General features: G+C 44.3%; 8 protein-coding genes. 7 read left to right on the top strand and 1 reads right to left on the bottom strand.

Translation table 11 applies throughout. The features are described 5' to 3' along the window. Positions 1-55 precede the first annotated feature (55 nt). Complete coding sequence (ruvB, locus tag QUB10_RS15885) at positions 56-1,144, bottom strand: Holliday junction branch migration DNA helicase RuvB (RefSeq protein ID WP_333203490.1); 1,089 nt, start codon at positions 1,142-1,144, stop codon at positions 56-58. Positions 1,145-1,215: 71 nt separating this feature from the next. On the opposite strand from ruvB, the gene QUB10_RS15880 reads away from it, so the two are divergent. The 7 genes from QUB10_RS15880 (at position 1,216) to QUB10_RS15850 (ending at position 13,203) form a co-directional block, all read left to right on the top strand. Continuing rightward, the gene (locus QUB10_RS15880; protein WP_333203488.1) at positions 1,216-1,755 is read left to right on the top strand and encodes a hypothetical protein; all 540 of its coding nucleotides are present in this window, start codon (positions 1,216-1,218) and stop codon (positions 1,753-1,755) included. A gap of 301 nt (positions 1,756-2,056) precedes the next feature. After that, on the top strand, positions 2,057-2,908 hold the full coding sequence (locus QUB10_RS15875) for an ABC transporter permease (RefSeq protein ID WP_445300770.1): 852 nt from the start codon (positions 2,057-2,059) through the stop codon (positions 2,906-2,908). A 269-nt stretch (positions 2,909-3,177) separates the two neighbouring features. Beyond that, positions 3,178-4,590 carry an ABC transporter ATP-binding protein gene (locus QUB10_RS15870; protein ID WP_333203486.1) on the top strand — a complete coding sequence of 471 codons (1,413 nt, stop codon included), beginning with the start codon at positions 3,178-3,180 and terminating at the stop codon, positions 4,588-4,590. Between the two features lie 15 nt (positions 4,591-4,605). After that, complete coding sequence (locus tag QUB10_RS15865; RefSeq protein ID WP_333203484.1) at positions 4,606-6,126, top strand: methyltransferase; 1,521 nt, start codon at positions 4,606-4,608, stop codon at positions 6,124-6,126. A gap of 42 nt (positions 6,127-6,168) precedes the next feature. Then, a complete protein-coding gene (locus tag QUB10_RS15860) occupies positions 6,169-11,526 on the top strand; it encodes a glycosyltransferase (RefSeq protein WP_333203482.1) in 5,358 nt (1,785 codons plus the stop codon). After that, on the top strand, positions 11,483-12,496 hold the full coding sequence (locus QUB10_RS15855) for a class I SAM-dependent methyltransferase (RefSeq protein WP_333203480.1): 1,014 nt from the start codon (positions 11,483-11,485) through the stop codon (positions 12,494-12,496). Before QUB10_RS15860 ends, QUB10_RS15855 begins: the two co-directional genes overlap by 44 nt. Beyond that, positions 12,487-13,203: a class I SAM-dependent methyltransferase gene (locus QUB10_RS15850; protein WP_333203478.1), complete on the top strand. Its 717-nt coding sequence runs from the start codon at positions 12,487-12,489 to the stop codon at positions 13,201-13,203. The genes QUB10_RS15855 and QUB10_RS15850 overlap by 10 nt, the downstream gene beginning before the upstream one ends. Positions 13,204-13,240: the final 37 nt, after the last annotated feature.

Raw genomic sequence — 13,240 nt, 5'->3', positions numbered from 1 at the left:
TTTAGGAGTGGCTCCAATAATGAATGACCAATAACCAATGCCCAGGTTCCCTTTTTTATTCAATAAAACCCAAGTGTTTTCTAGCAGCAACCGTTACCATTCTCCCGCGATTTGTCCGCTGCAAAAATCCGATTTGCATTAAATAAGGTTCGTATACATCCTCAATGGTTTGAGTGTCTTCTCCTGTGGAAGCTGCGAGGGTTTCTAATCCCACTGGACCACCGTTAAAGTTCTCAATCATTGCTGTCAAGATCCGCCTATCTGTCCAATCTAAACCTAGCGGATCGACGTTGAATAATTCGAGGGCGAGTGAGGCAACTTCGGCATCAATTGGCTTTAAATTTTTGACTTCGCTGTAGTCTCTAACTCGCCGCAGCAAGCGGTTAGCTATCCGGGGGGTTCCGCGAGCTCGGCGGGCAATTTCTGTGGCTCCTTCTGGGGTGATTTGAGTGTCTAGAACTTGGGCGGTTCTTTGGACAATTAGGCTGAGTTCGTCTATTTCATAGTACCGCAATCTTTGGATCAAGCCGAAGCGATCGCGCAATGGAGATGTCAGCGATCCGACTTTTGTGGTTGCTCCTACTAAGGTAAATGGTTTCAGGGGAATGCTGCGAATTTTGGCGCTTTTGCCTTGCCCGATCGTAATATCTAACCGACAGTCTTCCATCGCCGGATAGAGGATTTCTTCTGTAACTTTAGATAAGCGGTGAATTTCGTCGATAAACAGCACGTCGCCTGCTTTGAGGTTGATCAGCAATCCGACAATATCTCGCGGCTTTTCTAAGGCTGGGGCGGTGGTGATTTTGCATTCAACTTCCATTTCTGCTGCTAAAATTAGCGACATTGTGGTTTTGCCCAACCCGGGCGGGCCGTACAGTAACAGGTGATCCATCGGTTCGCCGCGAGATTTGGCTGCTGCAATTGCGATCGCCAAAACTTCTCTCAAGTCTTTTTGCCCGATGTATTCAGCTAAACGCTGAGGTCGGATTTTGTCGTCTTGTTTGCTGTTGATTTCGTCGGGTAGTTCTTGCGATTCTAGCAATGATTCCGGCTGGGGTTTGACGGCTTTTTTGCGACGGGCTGGGGCTATGTCTTCGGGTAGATTTGGGTCGGGGGGCTGTTGTTTGGAGGATATAATAGCCATATTTATCTGCGTTCGAGCAGCGGGAATTGTTTACACTTGTTAGCAGAATCTTTAAAATTATTGAGTTCGTTATGAGTATTCCATCTTCTTTATTAGCATCGGAAAGCATAACTTTTGAGGGGGCGATCGAGCTGACTCAATCTTTACTGTCGTTCATGGAGGCCGATCGACTTTTACAAGCCGACATCCAGCAAGCTGTTACATCTCTGGTGAAAACACAGAACGGTGCTAGGGGGTTTTTTGTCACCTATCTAACGGACGATCGACCGGAGGCAGATCACCCGTCACCCGGAGTAGTCGAGGCGCTGCGATCGGCTCCTGAGATCGTAGCAGAACTGCTGGTGAAAAATTTGGCGATGTCGGCGGCAATGGTTGTACATCATTCTCGCCAGCAAAAGGAGGAAATGGCGGCCGATTCTGCTAGAGTGCAGGAGCGATCGCGCAATTTAATTCAAATGCTGCAAATGGCAGCGTGTCAAACTATAGCGTCGCAAATGCTAGAAAGTTTGCACAGTGCCAACGGCGAGTATGAAAAATTTTTCCGGCGGTGGGGCTACGACGACGAGCAAAAACGGGCGATCGGTTCGGCAGTTCGATCGGCGATCGGCTAAAATAACCTCCGAAGGAAGGGGAAAGAAGAAAGAAGGAAGGGCGTTGCTTAATCAGGGTATGAAAAAAATAACTTTAAAATCCAAAAGCTTTGTGGATACTGGTTTCTATGAGGGGCATATTTAACGTTTCATACCGTAAATAAGCAACGCCGAAAGAAGAAGCCCAAGCTAGGGCGGCAGATCCTTGATCAAAACGACGGGGCTGTGGAATAATTGCGGTTTAGCAAAAGCTGCACAATTGTAGCTTGAGTTGATTTAGGTGTGAAGCTAGTGAACGAGGGCGAAAAAATTGCAGAGAACTGTGAAAGGAGTTGCCCAAAAGGCCCGAAGGCTGGGCGGCAGGCGGCAGGCAAGTACGCCCCAGCGGTGGGCGAAGCTGAATCTGCTGGCAACATTGGTGCGCCGGGACTTGGAAGCTCAATACAAAGGCTCGATTCTGGGCAATTTGTGGCCGCTGCTGAATCAGCTATCGCAATTGGTGATTTACACATACGTATTTTCGATCGTCCTCAAGGTAAAGCTCAGCCTTGCAGGCTTCCCAGAAAACAGCGACATTACATTTGGAGTCTGGTTGTTTGCAGGTTTGCTGCCTTGGACTGCCTTCACCAGCGGTTTGATCAAGTCGGGAGTATCGGTGGTGGGACAGCCGAATTTAGTGAAAAAAGTGGTATTTCCTCTCGGTTTGTTGCCCCTAGTGCCGATTTTTACAGCTTTTATTGAAAGTTCTCTGGGTTTAGCAGCTTTGATTGTGATAGTAGCAGTGTCGTCGCAAAAGCTCAACGCTACTTTATGCTTGCTGCCGCTGGTGTGGATACCTCAGTTGCTGATAACTGCTGGTTTGGGATATTTGACAGCGGGCTTGACTGTATTTTTGCGAGACATTCCTCAGACATTAGGTGTTATTCTAAATTTTTGGTTTTATTTGACGCCGATCGTCTACCCAGCATCCATCATCCCCCAAGAGTGGCGAGCGTGGATATTTTGGCTGAATCCAATGGCCGCCATCTCGGAGGTTTACCGAGACCTCATACTGCTTGGAGAAGTTAAGCATTGGGGCGAATGGGGTGTCGCCACGCTAATTTCTGCTGCTATATTTTGTGGAGGTTTGGCGGTTTACCGGCGTTTGCGTCCCGCTTTTGCTGACGTGCTGTAAACTTATTGAGATATGCTGTAAATTTGTTTGAGATATACAGCATATTCTATGTATATGTAGTAAACACAATTTTCTAGCAAGTAAGGTGCGGATACACCCGTAAATCGGCAAGTTTTATTCAATATCTCGGAGCGACGCACCCTACAGATTAACACCACAAAATATAGCTGGTAATGTACTTTATGAACCTGGAATATGCTGTAAAGTCAATCTAAAATCTAAAATCTAAAATCTAAAATCTAAAATCTAAAATCGATTGACTGCCGCCAATGACAGAAAATGTAATTTCACTAAAAAATGTTTCCAAATGCTTTAAGCGGTACGATCGTCCAGGAGACCGCTTAAAGGAAATTATTTACCCCAGCAAAAAACTGGCTGACGAATTTTGGGCCCTACACGACATCAATCTGGAAATTCCTCAAGGACAAACTCTGGGAATTGTCGGTCGCAACGGTTCGGGAAAAAGCACTCTCCTGCAAATAATTGTGGGGACGCTGACTCCTACTGCAGGAAGCGTGGATGTTAAAGGGCGAGTCTCCGCTTTGTTGGAACTCGGAAGCGGGTTTAACCCGGAATTTACCGGGCGGCAAAATGTGTTTTTTAACGCTCAGTTACTGGGATTCAATCAAAAAGAAACTGAAGAAAAATTTGACGATATAGCTGCTTTTGCTGATATTGGGGATTTCATCGAACAGCCAGTCAAGACTTATTCTAGCGGTATGTTTGTCAGGCTAGCTTTTGCCGTTGCGACTAGCGTGGAGCCAGATATTTTGGTGGTTGACGAGGCGCTTTCTGTGGGGGACGAAGCTTTTCAACGCAAGTGTTTTGCCCGCTTGCAAAGCATTCAGGAAGGTGGCGGAACCATTTTATTTGTTTCTCACGCTGCTACTTCTGTGGTGCAACTTTGTACGTCGGCGATTTTAATGGATAGCGGTGAATTGCTGCTCGCTCACACGCCGAAGGTGGTAATTTCTAAGTATCAAAAGCTGATTTATGCCGATCCGGATCAGGTTCTGGGGTTGAAGTCAGATATTCGAGCTCTGAACCAACTGACAAAACAGGAAAATCTAGACCACCTTCAGGATGCTAATTTAGAAAGCACAAAGAGGGAAGTTAAACCGGAGCAACACCTCTCTAAACCCAAGGAATATTATGATGAATTTTACGATCCGGGGATGATACCGTCGAATACGGTAAGGTATCCGTCTCGCGGAGCGGAAATTATCAACCCCCACATCGAGACGCTGAAGGGAAATGTGGTAAATCACTTGATCGGTCGTCAAGATTATATTTATACTTACTCTGTCACTTTCTCGCGGTCAACTTCCAAAGTTAGGTTTGGAATGTTGATTAAAACAATTAGCGGTTTTGAGTTGGCGGGTGCTTCTTTGAAGGCTTCTACTCAGTCAGTTAGGTATGTGGAAGCGGGAACGACAATTGTAGTGAAGTTTCATTTTAAATGTTTGCTGAATCCCGGTGTTTATTTTCTGAATGCTGGGGTTGTGGGAACGGTAGATGGAGATTTAACTTATCTGGATCGCTGCGTTGATGTGGCGATGTTTAGAGTTCAGTCTTGTACTGAGTCCTGCGGTAACGGCATCGTTGACTTGCTGATCGAACCGTGTTTAACTGTTGTTAATGCTGATACTCTAGTGAAAGAGCAGTCAACAGAGGTTATCTAAAATTCTGTAAAAACAATGAGCGATATCAATTTAGATTTAGTCGAAAATCCCGTAATCCAAGCATTTATTCAAGATCAAACTAAGTGGCCAGAAAATTTTAAACAGAATATCTGCGAAGACGATGAAATGTATTTGTTCAGCTTGAACAACGTCAAAGACGATCGCGTTCGGGCTTTGGTGCGATATTATTCGCTCGGTAGTCGCATCTTGGATACGGTTAAACAAGTTGTGGAATGGCATTTTGGCAGTTTTGAAAAAGTACCCTCGTTTTTAGATTTTGCCTGCGGTTACGGTCGATTTACCAGGTTTTTGATTCAGGAAATACCGCCGGAACGAATTTGGGTTTCTGACATTTATGCTAACGCGGTTAAGTTTCAAACTGAATACTTGGGCGTCAACGGTATTGTCTCAACTGGAAAACCAGAAAATTATTTAATTGACCGCAAGTTTGACTGCATTCTGGCTAATTCTTTTTTCAGTCATATGCCGGAAAGAACTTTTACAAGTTGGTTGCAAAATTTGTACGATTTGTTGACTCCTAATGGCGTTTTGATGTTTAGCGTTCACGATGAGTGTTTACGGGCTCCTGATGTAGAAATGCCTGCCAGCGGTATTTTGTTCAGCGCCAACAGCGAAAGTCAGTCTTTAGATAAGGAGGAATACGGCACAACTTATGTAACTGAAAAGTTTGTAAGAGAAACTGTCGAGCGAGTTAGCGCAGGCAAAGCTTTTGTTCACCGCATCAAAAAAGGGATATGCAGGTTTCAGGATTTGTATGTTGTCACAAATGAGCTAGTTAAAGATTTTTCGGAGTTGAAATTCAATCATCACCCGGAAGGATATATTGATGTTGCTGCTTTTACGAATCAGGAGAATTTGTATCTAGAAGGATGGGTAGCTGATGTGAATCTCGACGGTCGAATTGAGGAGCTGCAAGTGCTGGTAAACGGCGAGGTTGTACAGAGATGCGAGCCTTTTTACGATCGCCCGGATGTGGCTGGATATTTTGAAACTAATGGGGCTTTGCAGTCGGGGTGGAGCTGTTATTTACCCAAAAACACTGTAGGGTTGCAGGATGTGTTAATAGTCAAAGCAATCAATAACTATGGTTTGGAATGGATTCTGGAAACTTGCACTGTTAAATCGCTGGTTAACCAAAGACAATCGCAGTCTTTATTGGGTTCTACTCAGACAAAACTCAAATTACTTGAGACTCAGTTGGAGTCGGCTAAGATACAATGGGAGCAAAATCAAAGTAAGTTAATGATTACTGAAACAAAGTTGGAAGAATCTCAAACAAGTTTGCAAGAAGCTCAAACGCAATTAGTTTCAGCTCAAACGCAGTTGGAGCAAACTAAAAATCACTTAGTATCGGTGCAAAGGCAGTTGGAGAAAACAGAAAATCAGCTAATTAATCTCAAGCAAGAACTAGAGCAAGCGAAGTGTCGGGTTTTGGCAATGGAAAGCAGCAAGTTCTGGAAGATCAGAAGCGCCTGGTTTCAAGTCAGGCGCTCCCTGGGCTTAGCGGGAGAGTAGCGAGTAAATTTGGTGTGGGAATTAGGGCGAGGGAGATAAATTGTGAGTACAAATGAGAGTAAACCATCGGTTTTTATTGTTACCGGAATGCACCGTTCCGGTACGTCTTTAACAGCTTCTTTGTTTCAGAAAGTCGGGGTTGATATTGGTAAAAAGTTAGTGGGGCCGGCCGACGGAAATGTGAAAGGTCATTTCGAGAATGTTGATTTTGTGGAGTTTCACAAAAGTGTTTTGCGATCGCACGGTATTGATGAACTCGGATGTACGTTGGAAAAAACGATTCCGGTAGCAGCAGAATACGTGGAAATCGCCAAAAGGGCGATCGACCAAAATCAACAAACTCATAAACATTGGGGTTGGAAAGACCCGCGAACAGCCCTTTTTTGGGATTTTTGGCTGACTTTGCTCCCCGAAGCTAATTTTATCTGTGTTTATCGATCGCCCTGGGAAGTAGTCGATTCCCTTTACCGCCGGGGAACCGATGTCAGCTTGCTGCAAAATCCCGAAATGGCAGTAAAAATGTGGATTCACTACAATCAAAAAGTTTTAGAACTTTATGAACGTTTCCCCCATCGCTGTCTCCTAGCCAACGTTTACCCCATCGGCAACACTCCTGAACTTTTCCTCGATCGAGTCAACGAAAAATTTAATGTTAACTTAGGTGCGATACCGGGCGACAATTTTGAAGAATCTTTATTAGTCAACGATATTGTCAAAAGTCACAGACCGAGTTTAATAGAAAAATATTTTCCCGAAGCATTAGAACTATATGAACTTTTGGAAACCCAAGCTGGCAATCTCAGCAGCGAGTCGAAAGATGCGATCGATCAAGTTATTCATTTCCCAGCCTCTCCAGTCTGGCCATTTGAAGATTGGCTAAAAATCCGCTTACTGGAAAAACAGCAAAAAACCAGCTCTTCCGAACTCAAACAGTGGCAAGAACAATTTCACCAGGCCCAGGCGAAAGTGTTGGGATTAGAGACAGAATTAGGAGCAACTCAAGTACAGCTTGCAGGCAAAGAATCAAATTTTCAAGAAGCTTTAGCAAAACTCCTCGGATTAGAAACAGAATTAGGACAAACTCAGGTACAGCTTGCCGGCAAAGAATCGCAATTTCAAGAAGCTTTAACAAAAGTCTTAAAATTAGAAGCAGAATTAGGGGAAACTCAGGTACAGCTTGCCGGCAAAGAATCGCAATTTCAAGAAGCTTTAGCGAAACTCCTCGGATTAGAAACAGAATTAGGACAAACTCAGGTACAGCTTGCCGGCAAAGAATCGCAATTTCAAACAGCTTTAGCGAAAGTATTAGAATTAGAAGCAGAATTAGGGCAAACTCAGGTACAATTTGAAGAGACTGAATTTATATTGCAGCAAAAGTTAGCTGAGTTACTTCAGTTAGAAACAGCACAAAGTCAAAATCAGGAAAGATTAAAGGATACTCAGGAAAATTTAGAAAAAGCGCGCCAGGAAAATGAACTTTTTCGGGCAGAACTTGCTATAATCAAGTCTTCAATATGGTGGCAATTGAGGGAAAATTTGTGGGAAATTCAGCGCAAAATTCGCGACTTGTTCCCTAAATTTATTTTTTCGTTAGATCAACCCACTACTTGGCAAGTTTGTGATTCCAACCTGCTAATTATCGGCTGGGTTTTTAACCAAAAAAGAGAGACTACAGCAGTCCGGGCCAGAATTAAAGACCAGAGTTTCGCAGGCGTTTACGGCATAGATAGAAGTGATATAGCGCTAGCACACTCTAATATTCCGGCAGCGAAGAAATCAGGTTTTACAATTGAATTGGAAGCGCCTGCAGGACGGCACGAAGTGCTACTGGAAGCGCAAGATGATCGAGGTAAATGGCATCTTTTGGCAGCTTATCCGTTGTTAGTATCAACGATTCAAGCATCGTTAGATGTACCAGTGGTGTGGGAACAGCGTCAGGGTCAAATTTTGTTTGCAGGTTGGTGCTGCCACCACGATCGCAAAATTGCTAAATTAAGCTTGTTGTGCGGCGATACTTCTGTAGAATGCGCCTACGGTTTGCGGCGAAAAGATGTCGGCGAAGTGTTTCCAGACTGGGTTAACAGTTCGGAAAGCGGTTTTGAGGCCCTTGTCGATTTGCCTCCTGGGGAATGGCACGTTTCTCTGCAAGCTGAGTTAGAAACCGGGGAAATTTTGTATTTTCAAGCGCCGAAAAAATTGACTGTGCGGCGCTACCATATCTGGCAGCGAAGTGCAGATAAGTTTGAGGAGTTATCAAGGTTTACAGCCGCAATTCAGCAGCGGGCGAAGGAAAGAAAACAGCGTCTTGGTAGAATTGTGCCGATGCCTTGGGAAATTGTGAAAGTGATCCGCCAGTTGGGGAAGATTTATCGGCAGCAAAAACAGTTTACTGCGCCGGGAGATTTACTGCCGCCTGCGGGTTTTATCGTGCCTAAACCTATTGATAGGTATGACGCATGGCTGGAGGTGAATCAGTGGAACGATCGCGCGCGCGATTATTTGATTTCTCGGTTAAAATCCTGCCGGGAACCCCTGCCAAAAATTTCGGTAGTAATGCCAGTTTACAATCCGCAGATAGATTTTCTCGAAAGTGCGATCGACAGCGTAATCAATCAAGTTTATTCAAACTGGGAACTCTGCATTGCCGACGATTGCAGCACCGATTTCACTGTTGCTGACACTTTGAAAAACTGGGTTCAAAAGGACGATCGTATCCGCATCACATTTCGTACAGAAAACGGCAACATCAGCGCAGCAACCAACAGCGCCGCCGCCCTCGCAACAGGCGACATCATCCTGTTTTTAGACAACGACGACGAACTAACTCCAGACGCATTAGGCGAAGTCGCCTTATATTTTGCCACCCATCCAGCCACCGATTTTCTCTATTCCGACGACGACAAAATCGACACTAAAGGTCGCCGATTCGCCCCGCAATTCAAACCGGAATGGTCGCCGGAACTGCTGCTTTCCTATATGTATCTCGGTCATTTGTGCGCCGTAAAAAGACACATTTTTGAACAAATAGGCGGTTTGCGGATAGGTTTTGAAGGCTCGCAAGATTACGATTTTGCCTTGAGAGCCACCGAAATTTCTCGCCACGTCGCGCACCTGCCGTTAGTGCTGTATCACTGGCGAACCGCACCCGGTTCTACAGCCATATCTGGGGCGGCGAAACCCGCCAGTTTTGCAGCAGGTCAACAAGCCATTCAAGACGCACTCAACCGCCGCAAAATTAACGGCAATGTCGCTCAGCACGCATGGGCGATTAAAGAAAATTTGGGCATATTTGCCCAGGATTTCCCGGATAACGGCCCATCAGTAACGGTAATTATTCCTACTAAAAATCAGCTAAAATTGCTGAAAGCCTGTCTGGATTCTCTAGAAACTACAACATACAAAAATTATCAAGTTGCCGTTATCGACAACGAAAGCGACGACCCGAAAACTCTGGAATATTTAAAGCAATTAAATTGCCAAGTTTTGCATATAAAAAATCCTGGGGGCAAGTTTAGTTTTGCAGCAATTAACAACCGCGCGGCCGAACAAGTTGACAGCGAATATGTGTTGTTTTTGAACAACGATACTGAAGTAATTAACCCCCGCTGGCTGAGTCAAATGGTGGGATACGCTCAAATTCCCGCTGTGGGTGCAGTCGGCGCGCGGCTGTTATATCCCGACGGCAGAATTCAGCACGCGGGCGTAATTCACGGGCTGCATCACGGCTTGGCTGGTCATGCTTTTAAGCTGATGAACAGCGAAAATCGAGGCTATCTGTCTCAAGCGATGGTGACGCGAAATTACTCTGCAGTAACAGCGGCTTGCACGATTACTCCACGTCAATTGTTCTTAGAATTGGGCGGTTTTGATGAGGAGAATTTTGCTGTTGCTTACAATGATGCAGATTACGGATACCGACTGTTAGAACGGGGTTATCGGTGCGTATATTGTCCCGATGCGGAGTTGTTGCACAAAGAAGGAACTTCTAGGGGTTTTACCGACAATCCTCAAGAAGTGGCAGCTTTTAGGCGTAAGTATGCGGGCAAAAATGACAGTTTTTACAGTCCTCACTTGTCTTTAGAAGATGAGTATTTTCATATTCAACCTCGACGGGTTTTTATGAACGAAGAAGGTTCGGCAACGGATTTTGTAACCGATGTAACGGATGTAACGGATGTAACCGAGAAGGCAGAACGCAAATTTAGTGATTCTGGTTTGTTGGAAGCAGCCAATGGTTTTGTTAATCCTATCAAAGTTTTGATGTGTAGCAATTCGCTGGATTTCACTGGTGCGCCGCTGCATCAGTACGAAATCGCTGTGAAATTGGCGGCTGAGGGTGTGATTAAGCCGATCGTACTTTGCGTAACAGACGGGCCCCTGCGTCAAGCTTACCAACAGCAGGGAATTGAAGTAATTGTGCGCGACAATCCTCTCGAACACATCTATCAGCGCGATGCTTACGATGAAGCCATCCGCAGTTTTAGCACAGAAATTGCAAGTTTAAAAGTAGAGACAATTTATGCCAATACTTTAGAAAACTTTTTTGTAGTTGATGCGGCGCACCAAATCGGAATTCCTGTGGTGTGGAACGTGCACGAAAGCGAACCTTGGCAAACTTATTTTAACAGGTTTGGTTCCGAGATTGCGGCGAGAGCTTTAGAGTGTTTTCGCTTTCCTTACAAGGTGATTTTTGTGGCGGATGCAACGCGGGACAGGTATTTGCCTCTCAACAGCCACCACAATTTTACCGTGATTCACAACGGCTTAGATTTGAGCAAACTGGAAAATTCGGATAATTCTGAATGGGCTAGAAAAACTTTAGGTGTTGCAGCGGAAGATGTGGTTATTTTGCTGCTGGGAACGGTATGCGAACGCAAAGGACAGCAGGATTTAGTTAAGGCACTTTCTCTTTTGCCTGACAAATGGCACAAAAAAATTAGGTGTTTTATTGTGGGCGATCGCCCGAGTATTTACAGCAATAAATTAGCCGATTTGGTGGGGGAATTGCCACAAGAGTTGCGGCAAAGGGTAACAGTAGTCCCGGAAACTGGGGAGACGGGAAAATATTACAAAGCGGCTGATATTTTTGTTTGCACTTCTCGCGTCGAAAGTTTTCCGAGAGTGATTTTGGAAGCGATGGCTTGCGATTTGCCAATTATTACAACGCCGGTTTTTGGAATTAAAGAACAAGTGAGACCGGGAATTAACGGTTTGTTTTACACGCCCGATCGCCCAGAAGAACTAGCGGCCTCACTGCATAGTTTATTGGAAGATAAATCTTTGCGGCAACGGTTAGCAGAAAATGCTAAATATGTGTTAGAGTCGTTGAATACTTTTGCAGAAATGACTCAAGCTTATGGTCAAATTTTTAGAGAAGGTTATTTTACTCCTAAAAAGTAATCCTTCAATATTCAATGGTAAAAAAGTAGGGCGTCAAATTTCGATCAGCAGGGAAGAGAACACCTCCAAGGAATTAACAGCTAAAAATTACTGGGAGAGTAACCCAACAGCCGCAATTGGGAAGCAGGGTTACTGGTTGTCTAATCCGATTATCGAACAAGCTATAAACCATCGGCTGTCAGGTGGTAAGACTCAAGGTTACTGGCTAACCTGGTTAGTCAAAAAATATTTCAAAAATCGACGGTTCGATCGTCTTTTGTCTATTGGTTGCGGAGTGGGAAATCACGAGATTCTCATGGCTAAATTAGGATTAGCAACTCAAATTGATGCCTTTGACTTTTCCGAAAGTTCTTTAGAAATTGCTAGAAAAGATGCCGCAGCAGCGGGAGTAGAGATTAATTTTTATCAAGATGACTTTAATTTTTTTGCGATTGATGATAATAAAAAATACGATCTCGTTTTTTGCTCGGGTTCGCTGCATCACGTCAAAGAACTAGAACGATGTTTATCAATTGTTCGGAAATGTTTAAAACCCGATGGATATTTTATTGTCAATGAATACATAGGAGATTGCTACAATATATATAATCAAGCTCAAGTGGATTTGATTAATCGCATTTACAAATGTTTTCCCTACACGCTAAGGTCGGGAACAACTGAAAAATTTTCGAGTCCAAGTATTGAGAAAGTATTTACGAGAGACCCTTCAGAAGCAGTCCGGTCAAAGCTGATACTTCCGTTTTTAGAATTCTACTTTGATGTGGAAGTCTTGAATCCAGCCGGTGGAGGGTTGCTTCACGAACTTTACCCTTTCTTAGCTCACGATCAACTTTCAGACGGAGAACCGAAGAGTGAAACAATAATAAAGTTATTGCTTGAGATTGAAACAATCTTAATGGAGCAGCCGGGAGGACTATCAAGCGACTTTTGTTTGTGTATTCTGAGACCTAAAAAAAAACAATGGAAATAATACCGCCTAAAATAGACTACGAAGAAGCTTGGGACAGCTACGCCCAAGAATGGAAAGATAATAATCCTGAACTTGCTTATTTGGGCGATGAATGGATAGGGAAAGGTGCCGGTGCGGCTAACTCGCTATCAGAATATGAATCCTTGATAGAACAGCAATTTATTGCACCGTACATCAAAAAAGAACATACGGTTTTAGAAATTGGTATCGGCGGCGGAAAAACAGGTTCGCTGTTGCTGAAATATTGCGATCGACTAATTTGTGCCGACATTTCCAGTCAAATGCTGCAAGCCGCCCGATCGCGCTTGGGAGACGATCGCGTTTCTTACGTCAAACTCGACGGTTTAACATTAGACGGCATCGCTCCAGGTTCAGCCGATGTCTGCTTTTGTTACGATACAATGGTACACGTAGAGCCCGTAGATATATTCAACTACCTAACTCGAATTCCCAAACTGCTGCGGGGCGATCGAATTTGCGTCTTTCACCACGGGAATATTCTCAGCGAATTAGGGTGGCAAAAATTCGCCAGCGAGTGGGACAAAAACCTGCTGGGACGCAGAGACGGCACGGCATTTTCAGTTATGACTGATACAATTATGGAAAAATTTCTCCATCATTTAAACTATGAAATCATCCTGAAAAATACATCTTCAGTACCGCGAGATTGTGTCTGGATATGCAAAGCACCAACACCCAATGAATAAAACCAAAGTTTTTTAGCCGCCTCAAAATATTTGATTC

The organism is Microcoleus sp. B5-D4 (assembly GCF_036705145.1).
GTDB lineage: Bacteria > Cyanobacteriota > Cyanobacteriia > Cyanobacteriales > Microcoleaceae > Microcoleus.
Note: the sequence above shows the minus strand (reverse complement) of the source record. Positions and strands in the feature narration are given on the sequence as shown.